Raw genomic sequence first — 25,492 nt, 5'->3', positions numbered from 1 at the left:
GGTTGGCCCGGGGCGGCCGAGCGCACCGAAGAATCTGTGGCGCGGCCCCTCAGCAGGAACACAGCGCGCGATCGAGCACGGCGCGCAATTCCAGCGGGTGGTCGACCACCACGTCGGCGCCCCAGTTCCTCGGGTTGTCTTCGGGGTGGATGTAGCCATAGGTCACCGCCGCGGTGCGGGTGCCGGCGGCGCGGCCCGACTCGATGTCGCGCAGGTCGTCGCCGACGAACAGCACGCTGGCCGGCTCCAGGTCCAGGCGGCTGCAGGCCAGGGTCATGGGCTCCGGGTCGGGTTTGCTGCGGGTCACGTGATCCGGGCAGATCAGAATGGCCGAGCGTTCGGCCAGGCCCAGTTGCTGCATGATCGGTTCGGCGAAGCGCAGCGGCTTGTTGGTGACCACGCCCCAGATCAGCCTGGCTCGCTCGATGTCGGCGAGCAGCTGTTCGATGCCGTCGAACGGGCGGGTGAGTACGGCGCAATGCTGCTGATAGCGCTCGAGGAATTCCAGGCGCAGGGGTTCGAACAGCGCGTCCTGCGGGTCCAGGGCGAAGCTGGCGGCAACCATGGCGCGGGCGCCGCCGGAGATCTGGTCGCGAATCAGCTTGTCGGCGATGGGGGGCAGGCCACGTTCGGCGCGCATCGCCTGGCAGATGGCGATAAAGTCCGGCGCGCTGTCGAGCAGGGTGCCGTCCATGTCGAAAAGAACCGCGCGCAGGCGCATTGGGCGTGTCATTGGCCATTTCCCTCGCTGCGCCGGAGTCTGTTTTGGCGCGAGGCAAGGCACGAGCCGTGAAGTTTGGTTGTTTCAAATGAGCGGCGAGAAACGCCGCATCGCGCCAAAACAGACCCGGCCCTATGGGTTGCGTCAGAAAATCGGCCATGCGTTGTTGCTGTCCTTGGCAATGGAGCAACCATTGCCTGCGGCCAGCGCCTAGCCTGGCCGGTTTTCTGGCGGCAACGCAGCAGGGAAATAACCAATGGCACGCCCTAGGCCTCCTTCAGGGTCTGGATCATGTAGTTGACGTCGACGTCGGCTTCCAGCTTGTAGTGCTTGGTCAGCGGGTTGTAGGTCAGGCCGATGATGTCCTTGACCTCCAGGCCGGCGGCGCGGCTCCAGGCGCCCAGCTCGGAGGGGCGGATGAACTTCTTGAAGTCGTGGGTGCCGCGCGGCAGCAGGCGCAGCAGGTATTCGGCGCCGATCACCGCGAACAGGTAGGCCTTGGGGTTGCGGTTGATGGTGGAGAAGAACACCTGGCCGCCGGGCTTGACCAGGGCGTGGCAGGCGCGGATCACCGAGGCCGGGTCCGGCACGTGCTCGAGCATCTCCAGGCAGGTGACCACGTCGAACTGCCCGGGCAGTTCCGCGGCGATCGCCTCGGCGGTGATCTGCCGGTACTCCACCGATACCCCGGACTCCAGCTGGTGCAGCTGGGCCACCGCCAGCGGCGCCTCGCCCATGTCGATGCCGGTGACGCTTGCGCCGCGCAGGGCCATGGCCTCGCTGAGGATGCCGCCGCCGCAGCCGACGTCGAGCACGCGCTTGCCGGCCAGGCCGACGCGCTCGTCGATCCAGTTGACCCGCAGCGGATTGATGTCGTGCAGCGGCTTGAACTCGCTCTCGCGATCCCACCAGCGGTGGGCGAGGGCTTCGAATTTGGCGATTTCGGCGTGATCGACGTTGCTCATGGGGTTTCCTGGGTAGAGCGGCAGGCCGGAGGTTCGGGGCTCGGGCGCCTATGGTGCCAGTTTCCTCGCGTGCGGTGCGCGCTCGCGGGTGGCTCAATGTATGTCAGTTTGTCGCAGCGCCTAAGCCCGGCCGGCGATTTTCGCGCCCCAGGCGCGGGCATTGGCGATGATGCGCTGTTCGTCCAGGCGGGTCAGGCGGCCGCCGTCGAGCAGCGACTTGCCGGCCACCCAGACATGTTCGACGCAGTTGCGCCCGCTGGCATAGATCAGTTGCGAGACCGGGTCGTAGACCGGTTGCTGGGCCAGGCCGGAGAGGTCGAAGGCGGTCAGGTCGGCGAGCTTGCCCGGTTCCAGTGAGCCGATCTGCGCGTCCAGGCCTAGGGCGCGGGCACCGTTCAGGGTGGCCATGCGCAGGGCGCGGTGGGCGTCCAGGGCGGTGGCCGAGCCGGCTACGGCCTTGGCCAGCAGGGCGGCGGTGCGGGTCTCGCCGAGCAGGTCCAGGTCGTTGTTGCTGGCCGCGCCGTCGGTGCCGATGGCGACGTTGACGCCGGCCTGCCAGAGCCGCTCCACCGGGCAGAAGCCGCTGGCCAGCTTGAGGTTGGACTCGGGGCAGTGGATCACGCTGCTGTTGCTGTCCACCAGCAGCGCCAGGTCATCGTCGTCGACCTGGGTCATGTGCACGGCCTGGAAGCGCGGGCCGAGCAGGCCGAGGCGTGCCAGGCGTGCCAGGGGGCGCGCGCCGTGCAGTTCGAGGCTCTGTTGCACCTCGAAGGCGGTCTCCTGCACGTGCATGTGAATGCCGGCATCCAGCTCCTCGGCGAGCATGCGGATGTTCTCCAGCTTGTCGTCGCTCACGGTGTAGGGGGCGTGGGGGCCGAACGCCACCTTCAGGCGCGGGTGCTGCTTGAGGTCGTCGAACAGCTCCAGGCCTTTGCGCAGCGCTTCATCGGCATCGCGGGCGCCGGGGATGGGGAAGTCCAGCACCGGAATGGTGATCTGGGCGCGAATGCCGCTCTTGTGCACCAGTTCGCTGGCGGCCGCGGGAAAGAAGTACATGTCCGAGAAGCAGGTGATGCCGCCCTTGAGCTGCTCGGCGATGGCCAGTTCGGTGCCGTCGCGGATGAAGTCCTCATCCACCCATTTGGCCTCGGCGGGCCAGATGTGCTCCTGCAGCCAGGTCATCAGCGGCAGGTCGTCGGCCAGGCCGCGGAACAGGGTCATGGCGGCATGGCCGTGGGCGTTGATCAGGCCCGGCGTCAGCAGGCGGCCCGGCAGTTCGCGCACTTCCAGGGCTGGCTGCTTGAGGGCTTCGGCGCGGGGGGCGAGCAGGGCGATGCGCCCGTCGCGGATGCCCAGGCCGTACTCGTGCAGCACCACGCCGGCCGGTTCCACCGGCACCAGCCAGGTGGGGAGCAGGAGGAGGTCGAGTGGGGCTGCGGACATGGGGTGGGCTTCCGGCGGGCTGAAAAGGGCGAGTTTATAGGGGAATGTCGCGGGCTTGAAGCCGAAACCCCGACGCTGACCGCTTGGTTTCTGGCCGGCTAGCTGAAGGTCCTGACGAGTCGGCGTCTATAGGAGTGATTTCGCGCTCTTTGTTTTCAATAAAATGAAAAAATATTTATGTTTTTCATTGATACATTTTTTTATTGTGTATAGCATCATTTTGCCCGGGTAGATGATCTTCAAGTTCACGCTTTTGGGCGATTGCTTTGCCTGGTTGGCGTGCGGCTTGTCCAGGCAGATCGAGCGAGGAGGGAGCGGCTGCGGCGGGGCGTCTTCGCGCGCCGGGGTCGATGCACGCGAGCCTCCCATTGCGAACCGGCCAACGAGAACAAGAGAGAGGGTTTATGAGCAGCTCAATGCCGAATCAGGCGCAAGTGGTGATAGTGGGTGGCGGCGTGATCGGCTGCAGTCTGGCCTACCACCTGACCAAGCTGGGCATGCGCGATGTCGTGCTGCTCGAGCGCAAGACCCTGACCTGCGGTACCACCTGGCACGCCGCCGGCCTGGTACCGACCCTGCGCGCCAACTACACCATGTCCATGCTGGCCAACTACAGCGCCAGCCTCTACGAGCAGCTGGAGGCCGAGACCGGCCAGGCCACCGGTTTCGTGCGCAACGGCTCGCTGACCATCGCCACCAACCAGGAGCGCCTGGCGGAGATCAAGCGCGGCGCCTCGATGGCCAAGGTGGCGGGCTTTCCCTGCCACCTGATCGGCGCGGAGCAGGCGCTGGAGCTGTGGCCGCTGCTGAACATCGACGACGTGATCGGCGCCATCCACTTGCCGATGGACGGCATGACCAGCCCGGTCGACACCACCCAGGCGCTGGCCAAGGGCGCGCGCCTGGGCGGCGCGCGGATCTTCGAGAACACCCGCGTGCTGGACATCAAGATCCGCGACGGCCGCGCCGCCGGGGTGGTCACCGAGCAGGGCGATATCGACGCCGAGTACGTGGTCAACTGCGCCGGCATGTGGGCCCGCGAGTTCGGCCGCAAGGCCGGGGTCAACGTGCCGCTGCACGCGGCGGAGCACTACTACGTGGTGACCGAAAGCATCCCCGAGCTGGGCCGCGACCTGGCCACCCTGCGCGACATGGACGGCTTCAACTACTACAAGCCGGATGCCGGCAAGCTGCTGATCGGCACCTTCGAGCCCAACGCCAAGCCCTGGGGCATGGAGGGCATCCCGGAGAGCTTCTGCTTCGACGAGCTGCCCACCGATTTCGCCCACCTGGAGCCCTATCTGGAGTCGGCGATGCACCGCCTGCCGGTGCTCGAACGCACCGGTCTGCAGGTGTTCTTCAATGGCCCGGAATCCTTCACCCCGGACGACCGCTACCACATCGGCGAGGCCCCGGAGCTGAAGAACTACTTCGTCGCCGCCGGCTTCAACTCGGTGGGCATCCAGTCCGCCGGCGGCGCCGGCAAGATGCTCGCCGAGTGGATTCACAAGGGCCATGCGCCGCGCGACCTGTGGGGCGTGGACATCCGCCGCAACATGCCGTTCCAGGGCACCCAGCGCTACCTGTACGAGCGCACCACCGAGTCCCTGGGCCTGCTGTACGAGACCCACTACCCGTTCAAGCAGTTCAAGACCGCCCGCGGCGTGCGCCGCTCCGTGCTGCATGAGCAGCTCAAGGCCCAGGGCGCCTGCTTCGGCGTGGAGAACGGCTGGGAGCGGGCGAACTGGTTCGCCGCCGAGGGGCAGAAGGCGGAGTACGAATACTCCTTCGGCCGGCAGAACTGGTTCGCCAACAATGCCCTGGAGCATGCCACCGTGCGCAACGCGGTCGGCGTGATCGACCAGAGTTCCTTCTCCAAGTACCAGGTCGAGGGGGCCGACGCCGAGGCCTTCCTCAACCGCATCTGCGCCAACAACGTCGCGGTGGCGGTGGGCCGCATGGTCTACACCCAGTGGCTGAACGAGCGCGGCGGCATCGAGGCCGACGTCACCGTCACCCGCCTGGCCGCCGACCGCTTCCTGGTGGTCTCGGGGGTGGCCTGCCAGAACCGCGACCTCGACTGGCTCAAGCGCAACAAGCCCGCGAACGCCCGGGTGGCGATCACCGACATGACCTCGGCCTACGCGGTGGTCACGGTCATGGGGCCGAGCTCGCGCGAGACCCTGAGCAAGCTGACCGAGGCCGACCTGTCGCACGAGGGCTTCCCCTTCGCCACGTCGCGGGAGATCGACCTGAACTATGCCGTGGTGCGCGCCTCGCGCATCACCTACGTCGGCGAGCTGGGCTGGGAGCTGTATATCCCCACCGAGTACGCGCCGAGCGTGTACGAGGCGGTGCTGGCCGCGGGCCAGGAGTTCGGCATCCGCCCCTACGGCTACCACACCATGAACTCGCTGCGCATGGAGAAGGGCTACCGCCACTGGGGCCACGACATCACCGACGAAGACACGCCGCTCGAAGCCGGCCTGGGCTTCGCCGTCGACTTCGACAAGCCCGGCGGCTTCATCGGCAAGGAAGCGCTGCTGGCGCAGAAGGCCAAGGGCAGCCTGAGCAAGCGCTTCGTGGCCTTCCTGTTCGAGGATCCCGAACCGCTGTGCTACCACGAGGAGCCGATCTACGCCGATGGCCGGATAGTCGGCCGCACCACGGCCGGGATGTTCGGCCACACCCTGGGCACCGGCATCGCCATGGGCTATGTCGAGCATGGCCCGGGCGTGACCAAGGAATGGCTGGAGAACGCCCAGTTCGAGATCGAGGTGGAGTGCGTGCGTTACAAGGTGCAGCCGTCGCTGCGGCCCTTCTACGACCCGACTAACGAACGCATCAAGTGTTGATTGATTAGGCATTCAAGCAGGAGAACAGCGCATGAAGATCTTGGTAGGCGTGAAGCGGGTCATCGACCACAACGTAAAGGTACGAGTCAAACCGGACGGCTCGGGCGTGGACCTGGACAACGCCAAGATGGCGATCAACCCCTTCGACGAGATCGCCGTCGAGGCGGCGATCAGGCTCAAGGAGGCCGGGATCGCCAGCGAGGTGGTGGCCGTGTCCATCGGCCCGGAGAAGGCCCAGGAAACCCTGCGCCAGACCCTGGCGATGGGCGTCGACCGGGCGATTCTCATCCCGTACGGTGGAATCACCGAGCCGCTGTCGGTGGCCAAGGCCCTGCGGGCGCTGGTGGCCAAGGAGTCGGCGCAACTGGTGATGCTCGGCAAGCAGGCGATCGATGACGACTGCAACCAGACCGGGCAGATGCTGGCGGCGCTGCTGGACTGGCCGCAAGGCACCTTCGCCTCGGGCCTGCAGCTGACCGACGGCAAGCTCGAGGTGGTGCGCGAAGTCGACGGCGGCCTGGAGACCCTGGCCCTCGCGCTGCCGGCGGTGGTCAGCGTCGATCTGCGCCTGAACGAGCCGCGCTTCGCCTCGTTGCCGGCGATCATGAAGGCCAAGAAGAAGCCCCTGGAGCAGGTCACGGCCGACGAGCTGGGCGTCGATCTGAGCCCACGCCTGGAGCTGCTGTCGGCGGCCGAGCCGCCCGTGCGCCAGGCCGGTGGGGTACTGGTAGCCAATGCCGCCGAGCTGGTGGCCAAACTGAAAACCGAAGCGGCAGTGCTCTAGGGAGTCGAAGAATGTCCAGTCTCGTAATAGTCGAACACGACAACGCCGCCATCGCGGCCGCCACCTTCAACACCCTCGGCGCTGCGCAGCAGATCGGCGGTGACATCGACCTGCTGGTGATGGGCCACGGCTGCGCCGCCGTCAGCCAGGCGGCCGCGGCCATCCCCGGGGTGCGCCGGGTGATCAGCGTCGACGCCGAGCACCTCGGGCAACCGGTGGCCGAGGACCTGGCGCCGCTGGTGCGCGAATGCGCCGAGGGCTACAGCCACCTGCTGGCCCCGGCCAACAGCTTCGGCAAGAACCTGATGCCGCGGGTCGCCGCCCTGCTGGACGTGGCCCAGCTCTCCGACATCAGTGCGGTGATCGACGCCGAGACGTTCGAGCGGCCGATCTACGCCGGCAACGTCCTGGCCACCTACCGCAGTCGCGAGGCGGTCAAGGTGATCACCGTGCGCAGCACCAAGTTCGCGGCGGTGGCTGCCAGCGGCGGCGCCGCCGAGCAGCTGAGCCGGTCGGCTCCGGCGGCCCGTGAGGGCGCCGTGGTGGTCGGCCGCACCGCGGCCAAGTCCGAGGGGCCCGAGCTGGCGACGGCGCGCATCGTGATTTCCGGTGGACGCGGCATGGGCAGTGGTGCAAGTTTCGCCCTGCTCGAGGCGGTCGCCGACAAGCTCGGCGCCGCGGTCGGTGCGTCGCGTGCCGCGGTGGACGCCGGCTTCGCCGCGAACGACCTGCAGGTCGGCCAGACCGGCAAGGTGGTGGCGCCGGAGCTGTACATCGCCGTGGGTATCTCCGGGGCCATCCAGCACCTGGCGGGCATGAAGGACTCCAAGCTGATCGTGGCGATCAACAAGGATGCCGATGCACCGATCTTCCAGGTGGCCGATTACGGTATTGTCGGCGATCTGTTCGAGGTCCTGCCGCAGCTCGAGGCGGCGCTCTAATTCAACCCGTGCGAGTCAGAAGAGAAACGAAATGAAGAACAAACCCTCGTATATCCTCAAGGTTTCCTGCCCGGGGCGGGTCGGCATCGTCGCCGCCATCGGCAACTTCATGGCCGATCGGGGCTGTTTCATCAAGGAACTTCACCAGTTCGACGACCTGGACTCGGGTCGCTTCTTCTCCACCATCGAGTTCGTCTTCGAGGGCGAGCGCACCTTCAGCGTCGAACAGCTGAAGGCGGCCTTCGAGGTCACGGCGCTGCGCTTCGAGATGGACTGGGAGATCCACGACGCCTCCGAGCGCGCCAAGGTGCTGATCATGGTGTCGAAGTACGACCACTGCCTGCGCGATCTGCTCTACCGCCGGGCGACCGGCGAGCTGCCGATCGACATCACCGCCATCGTCTCCAACCACGAAGACCTGCGGGCGATGGCCGAGCACGAAGGCATCGAGTACATCCACCTGCCGGTGACCAAGGACACCAAGCCGCAGCAGGAGGCCCGCCTGCTGGAGATCATCGAGGGCACCGGCACCGAGCTGGTGGTGCTGGCGCGCTACATGCAGGTGCTGTCCGACGAACTGAGCCAGAAACTGGCCGGTCGCTGCATTAACATTCACCACTCCTTCCTGCCGGGCTTCAAGGGGGCCAAGCCCTACTACCAGGCCTACGACCGCGGCGTGAAGCTGATCGGGGCGACCGCGCACTACGTCACCGGCGACCTCGACGAGGGGCCGATCATCGAGCAGATGGTCGACCGGGTGAATCACTCCCACGATGCCCTGCACCTGACCCAGATCGGTCGTGACATGGAGGCCCAGGCGCTGGCCCGGGCGGTGAAGTATCACGTGTCCCACCGCGTGTTCCTGAACGGGCTGCGCACCGTTGTTTTCTAAGAGAGAGGACTGGCACCGATGAGCGATCTGGCGAGCGAAATCCACCCGGCTGCAGCCGCGGCCGAGCTGATCGACGGCAAGGCCTTCGCCGCGAAGCTGCGCGGCGAGGTGGCCGAGGGCGCGGCCGGCTTCCTGCGCGAGACGGGGCGCCAGCCGGGGCTGGCGGTGGTGCTGGTGGGCAGCGACCCGGCCAGCCAGGTCTATGTGCGCACCAAGATGCGCCAGGCCGCGGAGGTGGGCATCGCCTCCTTCCCCCACCTGCTGGGGGCCGACACCGGCGAGGCCGAGCTGCTGGCCCTGATCGACTCGCTCAACCGCGATGAGCGGGTCGACGGCATCCTGGTGCAGCTGCCGTTGCCGGCCGGCATCAGCGAGGCCGCGGTGATCGAGGCCATCGCGCCGGACAAGGATGTCGACGGCTTCCATCCCTACAACGTCGGCCGCCTGAGCGCCGGGCAGCCGGGGCTGGTGCCCTGCACCCCGCTGGGCTGCCTGCTGCTGCTGCAGGACCGTCTGGGCGACCTCAGCGGCCGCAAGGCGGTGGTGGTCGGGCGTTCCAATATCGTCGGCAAGCCGATGGCGCAACTGCTGCTCAATGCCCACTGCACGGTCACCACCGTGCATTCGCGCAGCCGCGACATGGCCGAGGAGTGCCGCCGGGCCGACATCCTGGTGGTGGCGGTCGGCCGCCCGGGGCTGATCGGCGCCGAGCACATCAAGCCGGGCGCCACGGTGCTGGATGTCGGCATCAACCGGGTCGAGGACGCGCAGGGGCAGTCGCAGCTGGTCGGCGACGTCGACTTCGCCGCGGCTTCGCCGGTGGCCGGCGCGCTGACGCCGGTGCCCGGCGGCATCGGGCCGATGACCGTGGCCTGCCTGTTGCGCAATACCCTGAGCGCCGCCCGGCAGCGCATCCGCTAACGCGCCGCCTGCGGCGCCCGAGTCCCCAGACAAGCCCATCCGCTGCGCGTCCCGACGCGCAGCGGCGGCCTGCCCCTGCGCCCGTTTTGCGCAGCCGAGTCAATCCGCTAGCCGTGCCGGTCGCGGCTAGCCATAACAACAAGGAACATTTTCGTGAGCCAGACTGCGCGTGAATCCATGGAGTTCGATGTCGTCATCGTCGGTGCTGGGCCGTCGGGGCTGGCCGCCGCCTGCAAGTTGATGCAACAGGCCCGGGCCACGGGACAGGAGCTGAGTGTCTGTGTGGTCGAGAAGGGCTCGGAGGTCGGCGCCCATATCCTCTCCGGGGCTATCCTGGAGACCCGCGCGCTGGATGAGCTGTTTCCCGACTGGGCCGAGCGCGGCGCGCCGCTGCACACCCGGGTGGCGCAGGATCAGATCCTGCTGCTGCGCGACCCGCGGCGCGCCCTGCGCCTGCCCAACTGGATGGTGCCCAAGACCCTGCACAACGCGGGCAACTACATCATCAGCCTGGGCAACCTGTGCCGCTGGCTGGCCGAGCAGGCCGAGGCCCTGGGCGTGGAGATCTTCCCCGGCTTCGCGGCGAGCGAGGTGCTGTACCGCGAGGACGGCTCGGTCAAGGGCATCGCCACCGGCGACATGGGCGTCGGCCGCGACGGCCAGGCCAGCGACGGCTTCATGCCGGGCATGGAGCTGCATGCCAAGTACACCCTGTTCGCCGAGGGCTGCCGCGGGCACCTGGGCAAGACGCTGTACCAGCGCTTCGCCCTGGATGCCGAGGCCGACAGCCAACACTACGGCCTGGGGATCAAGGAGCTGTGGGACATCGAGCCGAGCAAGCACAGCCCCGGGCTGGTCCTGCACGGTAGCGGCTGGCCGCTGAGCGACGGCACCTCGGGCGGTTTCTTCCTCTACCACGGCGACAACCACCAAGTCGTCGTCGGCCTGATCGTCGACCTGAATTATTCGAACCCCCACGTCAGCCCCTTCGACGAGTTCCAGCGGCTCAAGCATCACCCGGCGCTGGCCCAGTACCTGGAGGGCGGCAAGCGCGTCGCCTACGGCGCGCGCGCCATCGCCAAGGGCGGCTTCAATGCCCTGCCGAAGATGAGCTTCCCGGGCGGGCTGCTGATCGGCTGCAACGCCGGCACCCTGAATTTCGCCAAGATCAAGGGCACCCACACGGCGATGAAGTCGGGGATGCTGGCGGCCGAGGAGGTGTTCGAGGCGCTGCGCCAGGGCGACGCTGGCGGCAACGAGCTGTCGGGCTACCGCGCGCGCTTCGAGGCCAGCTGGCTGTACCAGGAGCTGCAGGCCAGCCGCAACTTCGGGCCGGCGCTGCACAAGTTCGGCCCCGTGCTGGGCGGCGCCTTCAACTTCATCGAGCAGAACCTGTTCGGTGGCAAGCTGCCGATCCGCCTGCGCGACCCGCTGCCCGACCATGCGCAGATGAAGCCGGCGGCGCTCTGCCCGCCGATCCACTATCCGAAACCGGATGGCGTGCTGAGTTTCGACAAGCTGTCCTCGGTGTTCCTGTCCAACACCAACCACGTCGAGGATCAGCCCTGCCATCTGCAATTGCTGGACCCGGATGTGCCGATGCAGCACAACCTGCCGCGCTACCTCGAGCCGGCGCAGCGCTACTGCCCGGCGGGGGTCTACGAGGTGGTCGAGGAGGAGGCGGGCAAGCGCTTGCAGATCAACGCGCAGAACTGCCTGCACTGCAAGACCTGCGACATCAAGGACCCGGCCCAGAACATCCGCTGGGTGGCGCCGGAAGGCGGCGGCGGCCCCAGCTACCCGAACATGTGAGGGTTCTCCGTGCTGCCGCCTCTGGCGCCTGCGGGGGCGCTGGGAAGGCGGTCAGCCTTGCAGGCGGCACTTTCCTGGAGGCACGAACATCGGTTCGTGCTTTTTTTGGGGAGCGCGCGGCCCTTTTCCGCTGGGCTGGCGGCTTCGGCCGGCCAGCCCAGCGTGTGGTTGCCGGCGGGCGTATCGGGGTGGGGTATGGCGCAACCGGACGGAGGCTGGCCAGTGATCTGCGCCAGGCGTCTAAGCCGGCTCGAGTCCGGCTAGGGGGATCGGCAGAGCCTGGCTGCAGGGGGAGGGCGTTGCGTGTCCTGTCGCGGCCTGGCCTGGCGGGCGGCTTGCCTGCCGCCCGCCAGGCCATGGGCCGCTCAGCACTCGATGACGTTGACCGCGAGACCGCCGCGGGAGGTCTCCTTGTACTTGTCGAGCATGTCCCGGCCGGTGTCGCGCATCGTCTTGATCACCTTGTCCAGGGAGACGAAGTGATGGCCGTCGCCGCGCAGGGCCATGGACGCGGCGTTGATGGCCTTCATGGCGGCCATGGCGTTGCGTTCGATGCAGGGCACCTGGACCAGGCCGCCGACCGGGTCGCAGGTCAGGCCGAGGTTGTGCTCCATGCCGATCTCGGCGGCGTTCTCCACCTGTTGCGGGGTGGCGCCGACGGCCTCGGCCAGGCCCGCCGCGGCCATGGCGCAGGCGGAGCCGACCTCGCCCTGGCAGCCCACTTCGGCGCCGGAGATCGAGGCCTTGGCCTTGAACAGGAAGCCGATCGCCGAGGCCGCGAGGAAGAAGCGGATCACCCCCTCCTCGTCGGCGTTCGGGCAGAAGTTCAGGTAGTAGTGCAGGACCGCCGGAATGATGCCGGCGGCGCCGTTGGTCGGGGCCGTGACGATGCGCCCGCCGGCGGCATTCTCCTCGTTCACCGCCAGGGCATAGAGGTTGACCCAGTCCATGGCGCCCAGGGACGGGGTGATCAGGTCCATGCGCTGGCGGTTCTTCAGGTCCCGGTACCAGGCGGCGGCCCGGCGTTTGACCTTCAGGCCGCCGGGGAGGATGCCCTCGTTGCGGATGCCCTGCTGGACGCAGTCCTGCATGACCTGCCAGAGCGCCAGGATCTCGCGGCGGATCTGCTCTTCGCTGCGCCACTGCTTCTCGTTCTCCAGGGTCACCTCGGCGATCGACAGGCCCGTGTCCTGGCAGATCTGCAGCAACTGGTCCGCCGACTTGTAGTCGTGCACCAATGGCACTGTCGCGGCCTGTATGACGCCGGCGCCGGCGCTGTCCTCGCCGACGACGAAGCCGCCGCCGACCGAGTAGTAGGTCTTGCGGCACAGCTCGTGGCCGGCGGCATCGAAGGCCGTACAGATCATGCCATTGGGATGAAAGGGCAGGGATTCGCTGCGGTGGAAGACCAGGTCGTCCTCGGCCTGGAAGGCGATCTCGTGGCGCTCCAGCAGGCGCAGGCGCCCGCCGGCCTGGATGGCCTCGGCGCGCGGTGCCATGATCTGCGGGTCGACCAGGTCGGGGGCGTGTCCCTCCAGTCCGAGCAGGACCGCCGCGCCGCTGCCGTGGCCCTTGCCCGTGGCGCCGAGCGAGCCGTAGAGCACGGTGCGCACCCGCGCCACGCGCTCGAGCAGCGCGTCGTTGTGCAGCCGCTGGGCGAACATCTGCGCCGCGCGCATCGGCCCCACGGTATGGGAACTCGAGGGCCCTATGCCCACCTTGAACAGATCGAACAGACTGATAGCCATAGACCGGCCTCTTGGAGTGGCAGTGGCGGAGGGCGCTGCTAGGCGTAGACCGGGTAGTCCGCGCACAGGTCGGCCACCAGGGTGGCGACGCGGGCCTCCACGTCCTCGTCGCCGAGGCGGTCGAGGATGTCGCAGATCCAGCCGGCCAGCTCGATGCACTGGCCCTGCTTGAAGCCGCGGCTGGTCACCGCCGGGGTGCCGATGCGCAGGCCCGAGGTGACGAACGGCGACTGCGGATCGTTCGGCACGGCGTTCTTGTTCACCGTGATGCCGACGTGGCCCAGCGCCGCGTCGGCATCCTTGCCGGTCAGGCCCTGGCGAATCAGGCTGACCAGGAACAGGTGGTTGTCGGTGCCGCCGGAGACCACGTCATAGCCGCGCTCGACGAAGACCTTGGCCATGGCCTGGGCGTTCCTGATCACCTGCTGCTGGTAGTCCTTGAAGCCCGGCTCCAGGGCCTCCTTGAAGCACACCGCCTTGGCGGCGATCACGTGCATCAGCGGGCCGCCCTGGGCGCCGGGGAAGACCGCGGCGTTGAGCTTCTTCTCGATCTCCGGGTTGGCCTTGGCCAGGATCAGGCCGCCACGCGGACCGCGCAGGGTCTTGTGGGTGGTGGTGGTGACCACGTCGGCGAACGGAATCGGGTTCGGGTACAGGCCGGCGGCGACCAGGCCGGCGACGTGGGCCATGTCGACGAACAGCAGCGCACCGACCTTGTCGGCGATGGCGCGGAAGCGCGGGAAGTCCAGGGTCTTGGAGTAGGCGCTGAAGCCGGCGACGATCATCTTCGGCTTGTGCTCGACGGCCAGGCGCTCGACCTCGTCGTAGTCGATCAGGCCGGTGGCGGTGTCCAGGCCGTACTGCACGGCGTTGTACAGCTTGCCGGAGGAGCTGACCTTGGAGCCGTGGGTCAGGTGGCCGCCGTGGGCCAGGCTCATGCCCAGGATGGTGTCGCCGGCGTTGAGCAGGGCCAGGTAGACGGCGCTGTTGGCCGAGGAGCCGGAGTGCGGCTGGACGTTGGCGAAATCGGCGCCGAACAACTGCTTGGCGCGGTCGATGGCCAGTTGCTCGACCACGTCGACGTGCTCGCAGCCGCCGTAGTAGCGCTTGCCCGGATAGCCTTCGGCGTACTTGTTGGTCAGGCCGCTGCCCTGGGCTTCCATGACGCGCTTGCTGCAGTAGTTTTCCGAGGCGATCAGCTCGATGTGATGCTCCTGACGCGCTTCTTCGGCGTTCATCGCCGCCAGCAGTTCGTCGTCGTAGCCCTGGATTTGGTCTTGTTTGCGGAACATGGGGTGCTATCTCCTGCGGCCGGGGCCAAGGCGCAGGTCGCGCCCGGCACCCGGCAGGGGGTCAGTTGATGACGTAGGCCTGGAAGGCTTCGACGCCGGCCTGGGCGACCAGTTCGTCCTGGTCCGGGGTGCCCGAACTGCAGCCGATGCCGCCGATGATCTGTTCGTGGAGAAACAGCGGCAGGCCGCCGGCGACTATGGAGAAGCGCCCCTGGTTGCTGGTGTTGATGCCGAAGGCCGGCTTGCCGGGCACGCTCACTTCGCCGTAGGCGCGGGTGGATTTGCGGGCGGCTGAGGCGGTGAAGGACTTGCCCAGGGCGATGTCGATGCTGGTGATGCGGGCGTTGTCCATGCGCTGGAACAGCAGCAGGTGGCCGGCGTCGTCGGTGATGGCGATGTCCATGTCGACGGCGATTTCCTTGGCCTTGCGCACGCAGGCCTGCATGATGACCTGGGCGTCGGCCAGGGTAAGTCTGGGTACCATTTTCATTGTTATCGACCTCAGTCTCGTAGTGATTCGGGGGCTGCGCTCAGGCGCCGAGGACGCCATCGAGGGCCTGCTCGAGCGTCGCCAGGGTGCGTTCGATGTTGTTCAGCTTGTCGAGGCCGAACAGGCCGATGCGGAAGGTCTGGAAGTCGCCCGGCTCGTCGCATTGCAGGGGCACGCCGGCGGCGATCTGCAGGCCCTGGGCGGCGAACTTCTTGCCGTTCTTGATCTCGCCATCGTCGGTGTAGCAAACCACCACCCCGGGCGCCTCGAAGCCCGGGGCGGCGACGCTCTTGAAGCCCTTGCGGCTCAGCAGCGCCCGTACCCGCTCGCCCAGTTCCAGTTGCTCGGCGCGCACGCTGGCGAAGCCGTAGGCCTGGGTTTCCTTCATCACGTCGCGGAAGCGCCGCAGCGCATCGCTGGGCATGGTGGCGTGGTAGGCATGGCCGCCCTGCTCGTAGGCCTGCATGATCTGCAGCCACTTCTTCAGGTCGCAGGCGAAGCTGCTGCTCTGGGTGGCGTCGACGCGCTCGACGGCCAGCTGGCTGAGCATCACCAGCGCGCAGCAGGGCGATCCGCTCCAGCCCTTCTGCGGCGCGCTGATCAGCACATCGATGCCGCAGGCCTGCATGTCCACCCAGAGGGTGCCCGAGGCGATGCAGTCCAGCACGAACAGACCGCCGACGTCGTGCACGGCATCGGCCACGGCGCGCAGGTAGGCATCGGGCAGCATCATCCCCGACGAGGTCTCGACATGGGGGGCGAATACCACCTGGGGCCTGTGCGCCAGGATGGCGGCGAGCACTTCCTCCAGCGGCGGCGGGGCGAAGGCGGCCTGGCGCTGCTCGCTCAGCGGCCTGGCCTTGAGCACCGTGGTCGCCGCGGGGATGTCGCCCATCTCGAGGATCTGCGTCCAGCGATAGCTGAACCAGCCGTTGCGGATCACCAGGCAGTGTCGAGCGGTGGCCAGCTGGCGGGCCACCGCCTCCATGCCGAAGGTGCCGCTCCCCGGCACTATCGCCACGGCCTGGGCGTTGTAGACCTCCTTCAGGGTGCTGGAAATGTCGTTCATCACCTGCTGGAACGACTGCGACATATGGTTGAGGGAACGGTCGGTATAGACCACCGAGTATTCGAGCAGGCCGTCGGGGTCCACGCTGGAGATGGTATTTTTCATTTTTACACCCTCGTGAAATAATTATTGTGTTTTTCACTATGCTGCACCAAGGCGTCCGGCTTGACAAGAGTGCCGGCAGGCGATTTTCGGCCGCCTTGTCCGGCGCGCCGCAGGGCCGCGCCAGGTCCGCTCGCCGCCCGTCGCCGACGGCGGCGGCTCTCTTGGCCGGACGCCAGCCGAGCGCCGGTGGCACGGGACGGGCCGGCGCTAATTTCATCCGCGGCCGATAACTATGCACCCATGAAAAAAAACCTGATTTTTTAATGAGACAGGGTTTCTGCTATGCTTTGTCCACTCAAATGTCACAGAGCAAGCTATTCCTCATGTCAGAGCCACTTCCCGCCAAGGACAACGCAACGGACCCCGAGAGTCTGCGGATCGGCCGGCAGATCCGTGATCTGCGCAAATCGAAGCGGATCACCCTCGCGACCCTGGCGGAGAAACTGGATCGTTCCGTGGGCTACCTGAGCCAGGTCGAGCGCGGCGTTTCGTCCCTGCCGATCGGGGTGCTGCAGGCGATCAGCGAGATACTGGGGGTCAGGGTCAGCTGGTTCTTCCAGGGGGACGATGAAATTCCCAGCGAGGAGCGCGAGTACCTCGTGCGTGCCGATCACCGGCGCTCGATGACCTTCTCCGGTATCGGGGTGCGCGAGGAACTGCTGTCGCCCCGCCTGAGCGGCCAGCTGCTGCTGATCATGACGCGCCTGGCCCCCGGCGCGAGCGGCGGCAAGGAGCCGCGCCAGCGCAAGGGCGAGGAGGCCGGTTATGTCGAGGCCGGCACCCTGGAGCTGAAGATCGGCCAGCGCACCTTCCTCCTCGGCCCCGGCGACAGCTTCGCCATCACCGGCGACGAGCCGCACCTGATCTACAACCCGGGCGATGTCGAGACCCGGGTGATCTGGGTGATGACCGGCGTCGAATACTGACCGGGGCGCCGGCCCCGGCGGCCTCGCGCCGCGCTGCGGCCCGGTGCCGCGACCTCCCACCGCGACATTCCCCGTCCCCCCAGCCTCCCTTCCTTCGGACTCCCGGCCGCCCGGCGGCGTGTCGTCCTGCTCGCCCGGCCGGCTGCGTCCCTGTCCCGCCCATTCCCTCCAGCCGAGCCCAGGCCAGGGTCGAGCCGGCTGGGGGGCGGCTAAGTGGTTGTTTTTCATGTGCATTAGGGAAAATGCATAAAAAACCGGCTTTAAAGTGAAAATTAATTTGTAATTTTCATTTTTGAATTATTTTTTTCTGATAGTCTCTTGCTCGTGGCGTGGCTGCATGGCCTTCAACTGCCGCACTGAACTCTCTGATAACAATATAAACAGTGAGGAACACGTTATGAGCTACCACCGTAAATCCAGCAGCGCTCCCGGGCGGATGCTGTGTAGGGGCCTCTGTGGCTCCGTGCTGGCGCTGGTGATGGGGGCATACGCCCAGGCCGAAGACCTTACGGTCGCCTACTTTCCAGGCTGGCCCACCACCCACCAGGTCGGCGAGGAGAAGGGCTGGTTCAACGAAGCAGTGGGCATGGATGTACAGTTCCGCGAGTTCGACACCGGTGCGGCCATGGCGGCGGCGATGCTCTCGGGCGATGTGCAGGTCGCCTATTCGATGGGGGTCATCCCCTTCGTGATCGCCGTCACCCAGGGCGCCCCGCTGGACCTGGTCGGGGTCGCGGTGACCTATTCGGAGAACGACAACTGCGTGGTGCGCAACGGCAGCGGCATCGCCTCGCCGCTCGACCTCAAGGGCAAGACGGTCGGCGTGCCGTTCGGCACCGTGTCGCACTACAAGATGCTGAAGACCTTCGAGAACATCGGCGTGGATGTCGGCGCCCTGAAGGTGGTCGACATGGCGCCGCCGGATGTGGCCGCGGCCATGAGCCGTGGCGACGTGGACATGGGCTGCGGCTGGGAGCCGGCCCTGTCCAGCATGCTGGAGAACGGCGAGCTGCTGGTCAGCACCAAGGAGCAGGAGTCCTGGGGGCTGAAGGTCTTCGACGTGATAGTGGTCAACCGTGACTTCGCCAAGCAGAACCCGGAGAAGGTCTCCGCGTTCCTCGCCACGGTGGACAAGTCCACCGACTTCTACCAGGCCAATAGCGCCGAGGCGACGACGATCATCAGCAAGAAGGCCGGTATCTCCGAGGAGCAGACCCGCTCGATCATGGCCAAGTTCGGCTTCCCCCAGCGCGAAGAGCAGCTCAGCGATGCCTGGCTGGGCAAGGACGTGCCCACCTTCCTCAAGGGCGTAGCCGACGTGATGGTCGCCAACGGCGAGCTGGACAAGGCGCTGGACGACTACGGCCCCTACGTCAAGGCCGGCTACTACAGCAACTCCACCGCTCCCTAGGGCAGCAGGCGGCCGGGCTCGACCGCGCGAGCGCGGGATCTGGCCCGGCTACCTGCCCTGCCTAAGGGTTCCATGACATTCGTCTGCAAGGGGAAAGGCTGTGAGTGAATTGTGTGTGAAGGGCGTGTCGATGACCTACGACGGCAGCGATGGCCAGCCGGTCAGGGCGCTCGAAAATATCAACTTCTCCATGAGCCAGGAGGACATCGTCACCGTCCTGGGTCCATCGGGCTGCGGCAAGAGCACCCTGCTCAACATCATCGCCGGCTTCCTCAGCCCGACGGCGGGCAAGGTTCTGGTCGACGGCCGCGAGATCAGCGGGCCGGGTCAGGATCGCGGCATGGTGTTCCAGCACGGCGCGCTGTTCGAGTGGCTCAGCGTCGGCGAGAACATCAACTTCGGCCCGCGCATGGCCGGCGTCGATGCCCGCCAGTGCGCCGCGAAGGTCGACGAGCTGCTCGGCCTGGTCGGCCTGCACGGCTTTCGCGATACGCCGATCTACAACCTGTCCGGGGGCATGCAGCAGCGGGTGGCGCTGGCCCGCTGCCTGGCCAACGACCCGGATGTGATCCTGATGGACGAACCCCTCGGCGCACTGGACGCGCTGACCCGGGAAAAGATGCAGACCTTGGTCCTCAAGCTCTGGCAGGAGACCCGCAAGATGGTGTTCGTAATCACCCACAGCGTCGAGGAGGCGATCTTCCTCGGCTCCCGCCTGGTGGTGATGGCCCCGCGACCGGGGCACATCGTCAAGGAATTTCAGCTGCCGTTCGCCGCCGCGGGATGCGACGCCAACCCGCGCGAGATCAAGTCCAGTCGCGAGTTCATCGCGGTCCGCGAGGAGGTGCTGGAGATGATCTGGTCGATGGAAGAGCAGCACTCGCCAGCAGGGGTATGAATCATGTCTGAAGCCAACGTAAGCAAGAAACGCATGTTTTTCCTGTACCGGCTGTGGAACACCGACGGCCTGGCCCAGCGCAAGACCGTCACCTTCGGCGACCCGGCCGCGGTCCAGGGCGGCGCCATCTACGGGCTGATCTCGGTGCTGACCGTGGCCCTGGTCTGGCAGCTGGTGGCCATGGCCGAGATCGTGCCGCCGCTGTTCTGGCCGAGCCCGAGCGCGGTGTTCGACAAGTTCGTGCAGATCTCGACCGAGGGTTACAAGGGCTTCACCCTGGCCGAGCACCTGGGCATCAGCCTGTACCGGGTCCTGGCGGGCTTCGGCCTGGGCTGCCTGTTCGGCATTCCGGTCGGCCTCGGCATGGGCCTGAACAAGGTCATCAAGGGCTGGATGGACCCCTTGATCGAGTTCTACCGTCCGGTGCCGCCGCTGGCCTATGTGCCGCTGGTGATCATCTGGATGGGCATCGGCGACAGCGGCAAGGTGCTGCTGCTGTTCCTGGCGACCTTCTCGATCATCGTCATCAGCGCCCGCGCCGGCGTCGCCAGCGTGGCCATCGAGAAGATTCACGCGGCCTACTCGCTGGGCGCCAGCCGCTGGCAGATCCTGCGCCACGTCATCCTGATCAATGCCCTGCCGGAGATCTTCACCGGCATGCGCGTGGCCATGGGTGTGTGCTGGGGCACCCTGGTGGCCGCCGAGATGGTCGCCGCCACCTCCGGCGTGGGCTGGATGGTGCTCAACGCCAGCCGTTATCTGAACACCGACATCGTGCTGATGGGGGTGATCCTGATGGGCGTGGTCGGCTTCATGATCGACCTGTGCATGCGCCGCCTTGAGCAGAAGCTGATCCCCTGGAAGAGCAAGGGCCGCAGCTGAGCCTCAGTTCAACAGATTTCCTGAGACCGTTTTCGGAGAAGAAAGACATGATGACTCATGCAAAAGTATTGGTGATCGGCGGTGGCATTGCCGGGGTGAGCACGCTCTACCACCTGGCCAAGAGAGGCTGCACCAACATCGCCCTGGTGGAGCGCACCGAATTGACGGCCGGCTCGACCTGGCACGCGGCAGGCAACCTGCCGCACTTCAGCACCAGCCTCAACGTGATGCGCCTGCAGCAGTACAGCATCGCCCTGTACCAGCGCCTGGAAGCCGAGACCGGCCAGGCGGTGGGCCATCACAAGACCGGCGCGCTGCGCCTGGCCCACACCCAGGAGCGTTTCCAGGAGTTCCAGCGGGTCGCCGGCATGGCCGACGCCTGCGGCCTGAACTTCAAGCTGCTCGAGCCGGAGGAGCTGCAGCAGTACCATCCGTTCCTCGAGAGCCACGACCTGGTGGGCGGCCTGTGGGACCCGGACGACGGCCACATCGACCCGACCAGCGTGACCAACGCCATGGCCAAGGGCGCCCGCGACCTGGGCGCGCAGATCTACCGCAACAGCCCTGTCAGCGCCATCAGCCGCACGGCCGACGGCCTGTGGCAGGTGGAGACCGCCAAGGGCAGCATCACCGCGGAAATCATCGTCAACGCCGCGGGCTTCCGCGCCAACGAGATCGCCGCGATGATCGGCCACCAGCTGCCGATCGCCTCGATGGAGCACCAGTACCTGGTGACCGAGGGGCTGTCGGAAGTCGCCGACTGCGGCCGCGAGCTGCCCATGGTGCGCGACCCGGACGTGTCCTACTACCTGCGCCAGGAGCGCAACGGCTTCATCCTCGGCCCCTACGAGCCCGGCGGCCTGCCGTGCTGGACCGACGGCGTGCCGCCGGACTTCGGCCAGGAGCTGTTCGAACCCTCGCTGGACCGCCTCGAGGACATCATCGCCACGGCCATGGAGCAGATGCCGCTGTTGGAAAAAGCCGGCGTGCAGACCGTCATCAACGGCCCGATCACCTATACCCCGGACGGCCATCCGCTGATCGGCCCGGTGGCCGGCTTCGACAACTACTTCGTCTGCTCCGGCTTCAACTTCGGCATCGTCCAGGGCGGCGGCGCCGGCCACTTCATGGCGCAGTGGATCCTCGACGGCCACCCGGAAATCGATCTCAACGAGCTGGACCCGCGTCGCTTCGGCGACTACGCCAATGCGCGCTATACCGTGGCCAAGGCCACCGAGGTGTATGCCCACGAGTACGCCAACGGCCTGCCCTACGAATACGAGAACCGCCCGGCGGCACGCCCGGCCAAGACCACGCCGATCTATAGCCGGCTGAAGGAGAATGGCGCGGTGTTCGGCGCCCGCTTCGGCTGGGAGCGCGCCAACTGGTTCGCCCCGGCCGGCATGGAACCGCGCGACGTACTGAGCTACAGCCGCAGCAACTGGTTCGAGACCGTCGGCGAGGAGTGCCGCGCGGTGCGCGAGCGGGTCGGCCTGCTCGACCTGTCGGCCTTCGCCAAGTTCGAGGTGTCGGGCTCGGGTGCCGTTGCCTATCTGGAGCGGCTGTCGACCAATCGCCTGCCAGCTGAGGTGGGCGGTATTGCCCTGACCTACATGGTGTCCAACTCGGGACGTATCCTCGGCGAGTTCACCATCACCCGCCTGGCTGCCGAGCGTTTCTATCTGATCAGCGCCGCCGCCGCCCAGGTTCACGACTGGGACGAGCTGCGTCGCCGCCTGCCGGCCGATGGCTCGGTGCGCCTCGATGACCTCACCGCGCGCTACGGCACCCTGGTGGTGGCCGGTCCCAAGGCCCGCGAGGTGCTGCGCAAGCTGACCTCCAGCGACCTGGGCAACGCGGCCTTCCCCTGGCTCAGTGCCCAGGAAATTGCCGTGGCCGGCGCCCCGGTACGGGCCCTGCGGGTCAACTATGTCGGCGAGCTGGGCTGGGAGCTGCACCACCCCATCGAGTACCAGCTGGGGCTGTACGATGCCCTGGTCGAGGCGGGTGCCGAGTTCGGCATGCGCAACTTCGGCACCCGGGCGATGGACTCGCTGCGCCTGGAGAAGGCCTATCCGATGTGGGGCCACGAGCTGACCTGCGAGAACACCCCGCTGGAGGCCAAGCTGGGCTTCTTCGTCAAGACCGAGGGCCGCGATTTCGTCGGCCGCGAGGCGCTGGTGCAACAGCGCGAGCAGGGCGTGAAGGTCCAGCTGGCCTACCTGGAGGTCGATGCCGAGGGTACCGATGCCTTCAACTTCGAGCCGGTGTTGGCCGGCGACCAGGTGGTCGGCGTGGTCAGCTCGGGTGGCTACGGCCACTGCGTGCAGAAGAGCCTGGCGTTCGCCTATGTGCAGGCCGAGCAGGCCGCGGTCGGCACCGCGCTCAGCGTGCTGATCCTCGGTCAGCACCGCGCGGCCCGGGTGATCCAGGCGCCGGCCTTCGATCCGCAGAACCTGCGCCCGCGCGGTAACTACGAGGGCTGAGGCCCACGGCGGCCCGCTCCCCCGGGAGCCGGGCCGTTCCCATCCCAGCCAGGCCGCATGGCTCGCTGGCCCGAAGAATCATCGGCCGTCGCCACGACGGTTCGGGTTCGACTGGCCGGCGGGCCATTTTCCGTTGTGCCCCGCGCTCCTGTGGCATCGCTCGCGGCGCCCCGGCCGCGATGCCCCGTCGCTTGCCCCACAGCCGCTTGGGGCATGAGGCGGGCGCAACGGGCTGTCGCCAGCCGTTGTCCGGGCGCTCGCCGCCGCCACCCTTGCTCATCGCATCACGCAGCCGTCGTCCGGCGGCGTGACAGGGGCTGCGCCCTGGCAGGGCGATTCGAGCCGACGGGCGGCCCATGCCGGGCCGGCCCATGCCGAGTCGGGACCTGGTTAGCATCATGCGATATCCCACCTGACAACAGTGCTATGGCCCGCCCATCAGCGGAATGCCGTGCTGATAGCGCTCCAGCATACGGCGCCAGCCCAGATAGTTCGGGAGGTAGCGGGTGGCCACGCCATGAAAGCGGGTCATCCAGTTCTTCAGTCGACTGTGGTAGGCATTGACGTTCTGGATATGGAAGGCGCCCTGGCGCACGCGCTGGCCGGGGCGGGCATGCACGACCTGATGGGTGATGCCCTGCACCCGGGCGAAACTGGCATAGACCGCCGCTCCGTCAGTGCACAGCACGGACTCCTGATCGATCAGCGGCGCCAGCGCTTTGCGTACATGCACAGCATCGAGCTTGGCCAGTGTGAAGTCAGCGGTATGCCCCTCCCGGTCGCGCACCACCATCACCGGGATTTGGTCTTTCCCCGTGCCGCGGGTCACGCTGACCCCGCCCCGTTTACGCGGCGGCCGCGGTAAGCGTCGCTGACCTTTGAATGACTCCAGAAAGAACGTTTCATCCACTTCGACAATCCCGGTCTCATGGGTGGCGTGATGCTCGGCGGCTGCCGCCAGGAAACGGTGCCTCCAGAGAAACGCGGTGTTCTTACTGATGCCGCACACCTTGGCAGCCTTGCGCACGCTCAGCCCATTAATCAGTGCCTGGGCATAGTCTTTCCAGCGCTCGGGGTAGCGCAGGCGGGCAAGGCCGGTTGCCGACAACGCGGTACACGTCCGTCGGCAGCTACGGCAGCGATAGCGACGCAGACCACGCGACCATCCCCAGGGCGCGAGGTATCTCGCGGCGGCCTGGCAATGCGGGCAACTCTGCAGCGCCGGCAGGTCATCAAGCACCGCTGTTGTGGGCGGGCTCTGCAGGGCTTGATGAAGCGTGGATTTCTGCTGGGGGCTGAGCTGGCCTAGTTGAGCCAGCCAGTGGTGAAAGGCTTGAGTGTCCATGATGGGCAGACCTCCCGAGCGGATGCCTGCCTTTCAGACTAGTTCTTGCAACACATCATTGGGACATAGCCAAGAAAAAAGCCCTCCGGCCGGCAGGGCGCCGGGCGAAGGGCGGGGTCTAGCAGGTGGGCGGTCAGGAGGCGACGGAGCGGGCGGCCACGCCGACCTCCTCGGGAGTCACCTGCTCGCCCTTGCGCCGGCCGATCCACCAGACGCTGTAGGCGCTGATGGCGCCGACCGCCAGCACGTAGAGGCAGGTGGTCCAGGGCTGGCCGTCGCTGCTGCGCATCAGCGCCGTGGCGATGATCGGGGTCAGGCCGCTGGCGAAGATGCCGGAGAACTGATAGACGAAGGAGATCCCGGTGTAGCGCACCTTGGCGTCGAACAGCTCGCAGAAGAGCGCGGCCTCCGGGCCGTAGACTGCGGCGTAGAAGATGCCGAAGGGGATCACGATGGCCATCCAGATGAGGAACATGTCGCCGGCGCTGGTCATCATCAGCCAGAAGGCCGGGAAGGCCGATGCCGCGGTGATCAGCGAACCCCAGAAGTACACCCGGGTCCGGCCGATGCGGTCGCTCAGGGCGCCGAACAGCGGGATGGTGAAGCACATCACCACCGCGGCGACCATCACCCCGATCAACGCCTCGGAGCGCGGCAGGTTGAGGGTCTGGGTCAGGTAGCTGAGGGAGAACACGCCGAACACGTTGAAGAACACCCCGTCGATGTAGCGCGCGCCCATGCCGGCCAGCACGTTCTTCGGATAGCGCTTCATCATGTCGACGAAGGGAATGGCGGCCTCGGCGTTGGCCTGCTTGACCTTGGCGAACTCCGGGCTCTCCATCACGTTCAGGCGGATCCAGGTGCCGAGGAAGACCAGGGCGGCGCTGAGCAGGAAGGCGATGCGCCAGCCCCAGTCGAGGAACTGGCTGTCGCTCAGGCTGTAGGACAGGATCGCCACCACCCCCGAGGCCAGGCACAGGCCAATGGCCAGGCCGATCTGCGGCAGGCTGGCGTAGAAGCCGCGCTGGTGCTTGGGCGCGTACTCGAAGGCCATCAGCACCGCGCCGCCCCATTCGCCGCCCAGGCCGATGCCCTGGAAGATGCGCAGCAGCAGCAGGATCAGCGGCGCCCAGATGCCGATGCTGTCGTAGCTGGGCACCAGGCCGATGAGGAAGGTGGCCACGCCCATGATCATCATGGTCATGACCAGCATGCTCTTGCGGCCGATCTTGTCGCCGAAGTGGCCGAAGATCACCCCGCCGATGGGGCGGCTGAGGAAGCCGACGGCGAAGGTGCCGTAGGCCAGCATGGTCGACACCAGCGGGTCGTCGGCCGGGAAGTACAGCTGGTTGAACACGATGCCGGCGACGACGCCGTAGAGGAAGAAGTCGTACCACTCGATGGTGGCGCCTATGACACTTGCGATAACGACCTTGCGCACGGGGTTGGGCGTGGACATGTCAGTATTCCTATGTGTTGGGCTGGGCAGAAGCGGCGCCGCGGGCG

General features: G+C 67.0%; 21 protein-coding genes. 12 read left to right on the top strand and 9 right to left on the bottom strand.

What is annotated here, in order from left to right; all coding sequences use genetic code 11:
- Positions 1-49: 49 nt before the first annotated feature.
- A complete protein-coding gene (mupP, locus tag ACSX1C_RS07425; RefSeq protein ID WP_439889383.1) occupies positions 50-721 on the bottom strand; it encodes an N-acetylmuramic acid 6-phosphate phosphatase MupP in 672 nt (223 codons plus the stop codon).
- 88 nt (positions 722-809) lie between these two features.
- Between mupP and ACSX1C_RS07420 the strand changes: the two genes are divergently transcribed.
- Positions 810-935 carry a hypothetical protein gene (locus ACSX1C_RS07420; protein WP_255838042.1) on the top strand — a complete coding sequence of 42 codons (126 nt, stop codon included), beginning with the start codon at positions 810-812 and terminating at the stop codon, positions 933-935.
- A 52-nt stretch (positions 936-987) separates the two neighbouring features.
- On the opposite strand, the gene ubiG is transcribed toward ACSX1C_RS07420, so the two are convergent.
- Positions 988-1,686: a bifunctional 2-polyprenyl-6-hydroxyphenol methylase/3-demethylubiquinol 3-O-methyltransferase UbiG gene (gene ubiG / locus ACSX1C_RS07415; protein WP_439888899.1), complete on the bottom strand. Its 699-nt coding sequence runs from the start codon at positions 1,684-1,686 to the stop codon at positions 988-990.
- Between the two features lie 120 nt (positions 1,687-1,806).
- A complete protein-coding gene (locus ACSX1C_RS07410; protein ID WP_439888898.1) occupies positions 1,807-3,129 on the bottom strand; it encodes a TRZ/ATZ family hydrolase in 1,323 nt (440 codons plus the stop codon).
- A 404-nt stretch (positions 3,130-3,533) separates the two neighbouring features.
- Here ACSX1C_RS07410 and ACSX1C_RS07405 point away from each other — a divergent pair, with 404 nt between their 5' ends.
- From ACSX1C_RS07405 to ACSX1C_RS07380, 6 genes are all read left to right on the top strand, one after another.
- Positions 3,534-5,984, top strand: coding sequence for a GcvT family protein (locus ACSX1C_RS07405; protein ID WP_439888897.1), 2,451 nt, complete (start codon positions 3,534-3,536; stop codon positions 5,982-5,984).
- 31 nt (positions 5,985-6,015) lie between these two features.
- Positions 6,016-6,768 (top strand): electron transfer flavoprotein subunit beta/FixA family protein, encoded by a 753-nt coding sequence (locus ACSX1C_RS07400; protein ID WP_439888896.1) that lies wholly within the window; start codon positions 6,016-6,018, stop codon positions 6,766-6,768.
- Between the two features lie 11 nt (positions 6,769-6,779).
- Positions 6,780-7,709, top strand: coding sequence for an electron transfer flavoprotein subunit alpha/FixB family protein (locus ACSX1C_RS07395; RefSeq protein ID WP_439888895.1), 930 nt, complete (start codon positions 6,780-6,782; stop codon positions 7,707-7,709).
- A gap of 31 nt (positions 7,710-7,740) precedes the next feature.
- On the top strand, positions 7,741-8,601 hold the full coding sequence (gene purU / locus ACSX1C_RS07390) for a formyltetrahydrofolate deformylase (RefSeq protein ID WP_439888894.1): 861 nt from the start codon (positions 7,741-7,743) through the stop codon (positions 8,599-8,601).
- Between the two features lie 18 nt (positions 8,602-8,619).
- The gene (gene folD, locus ACSX1C_RS07385) at positions 8,620-9,522 is read left to right on the top strand and encodes a bifunctional methylenetetrahydrofolate dehydrogenase/methenyltetrahydrofolate cyclohydrolase FolD (protein WP_439888893.1); all 903 of its coding nucleotides are present in this window, start codon (positions 8,620-8,622) and stop codon (positions 9,520-9,522) included.
- A 177-nt stretch (positions 9,523-9,699) separates the two neighbouring features.
- A complete protein-coding gene (locus ACSX1C_RS07380; RefSeq protein ID WP_439889382.1) occupies positions 9,700-11,334 on the top strand; it encodes an electron transfer flavoprotein-ubiquinone oxidoreductase in 1,635 nt (544 codons plus the stop codon).
- Between the two features lie 365 nt (positions 11,335-11,699).
- Here ACSX1C_RS07380 and ACSX1C_RS07375 read toward each other — a convergent pair whose 3' ends face one another.
- The 4 genes from ACSX1C_RS07375 to ACSX1C_RS07360 all read right to left on the bottom strand — a co-directional run bounded on the left by ACSX1C_RS07375 (position 11,700) and on the right by ACSX1C_RS07360 (position 16,038).
- On the bottom strand, positions 11,700-13,082 hold the full coding sequence (locus ACSX1C_RS07375) for an L-serine ammonia-lyase (protein WP_439888892.1): 1,383 nt from the start codon (positions 13,080-13,082) through the stop codon (positions 11,700-11,702).
- Positions 13,083-13,120: 38 nt separating this feature from the next.
- Positions 13,121-14,374 carry a serine hydroxymethyltransferase gene (glyA, locus tag ACSX1C_RS07370; protein WP_439888891.1) on the bottom strand — a complete coding sequence of 418 codons (1,254 nt, stop codon included), beginning with the start codon at positions 14,372-14,374 and terminating at the stop codon, positions 13,121-13,123.
- Positions 14,375-14,435: 61 nt separating this feature from the next.
- Positions 14,436-14,864, bottom strand: a complete 429-nt coding sequence (locus ACSX1C_RS07365) for a GlcG/HbpS family heme-binding protein (RefSeq protein WP_439888890.1) — start codon at positions 14,862-14,864, stop codon at positions 14,436-14,438.
- A gap of 40 nt (positions 14,865-14,904) precedes the next feature.
- Positions 14,905-16,038, bottom strand: coding sequence for an aminotransferase class V-fold PLP-dependent enzyme (locus tag ACSX1C_RS07360; RefSeq protein WP_439888889.1), 1,134 nt, complete (start codon positions 16,036-16,038; stop codon positions 14,905-14,907).
- 323 nt (positions 16,039-16,361) lie between these two features.
- Between ACSX1C_RS07360 and ACSX1C_RS07355 the strand changes: the two genes are divergently transcribed.
- The 5 genes from ACSX1C_RS07355 (at position 16,362) to ACSX1C_RS07335 (ending at position 22,641) form a co-directional block, all read left to right on the top strand.
- Positions 16,362-16,964 carry a helix-turn-helix domain-containing protein gene (locus ACSX1C_RS07355; RefSeq protein ID WP_439888888.1) on the top strand — a complete coding sequence of 201 codons (603 nt, stop codon included), beginning with the start codon at positions 16,362-16,364 and terminating at the stop codon, positions 16,962-16,964.
- A gap of 397 nt (positions 16,965-17,361) precedes the next feature.
- On the top strand, positions 17,362-18,375 hold the full coding sequence (locus ACSX1C_RS07350; protein WP_439888887.1) for a taurine ABC transporter substrate-binding protein: 1,014 nt from the start codon (positions 17,362-17,364) through the stop codon (positions 18,373-18,375).
- 130 nt (positions 18,376-18,505) lie between these two features.
- Entirely contained in the window at positions 18,506-19,273 is a 768-nt protein-coding gene (locus tag ACSX1C_RS07345; protein ID WP_439889381.1) for a taurine ABC transporter ATP-binding protein, read from the top strand.
- A gap of 3 nt (positions 19,274-19,276) precedes the next feature.
- Positions 19,277-20,155, top strand: a complete 879-nt coding sequence (locus tag ACSX1C_RS07340) for an ABC transporter permease (protein WP_439888886.1) — start codon at positions 19,277-19,279, stop codon at positions 20,153-20,155.
- Between the two features lie 47 nt (positions 20,156-20,202).
- Positions 20,203-22,641 (top strand): GcvT family protein, encoded by a 2,439-nt coding sequence (locus tag ACSX1C_RS07335; RefSeq protein WP_439888885.1) that lies wholly within the window; start codon positions 20,203-20,205, stop codon positions 22,639-22,641.
- Positions 22,642-23,065: 424 nt separating this feature from the next.
- Here the strand turns inward: ACSX1C_RS07335 and ACSX1C_RS07330 are convergent, their stop codons facing one another.
- Positions 23,066-23,986: an IS1595 family transposase gene (locus ACSX1C_RS07330; protein WP_439888884.1), complete on the bottom strand. Its 921-nt coding sequence runs from the start codon at positions 23,984-23,986 to the stop codon at positions 23,066-23,068.
- A gap of 133 nt (positions 23,987-24,119) precedes the next feature.
- On the bottom strand, positions 24,120-25,445 hold the full coding sequence (locus ACSX1C_RS07325) for an MFS transporter (RefSeq protein ID WP_439888883.1): 1,326 nt from the start codon (positions 25,443-25,445) through the stop codon (positions 24,120-24,122).
- Positions 25,446-25,492: the final 47 nt, after the last annotated feature.

This window comes from Pseudomonas sp. MBLB4123 (assembly GCF_051904775.1).
Classification (GTDB): domain Bacteria; phylum Pseudomonadota; class Gammaproteobacteria; order Pseudomonadales; family Pseudomonadaceae; genus Aquipseudomonas; species Aquipseudomonas benzenivorans_B.
The sequence above is the reverse complement of the archived record's forward strand: the minus strand, read 5'-3'. Positions and strand labels throughout refer to the sequence as shown.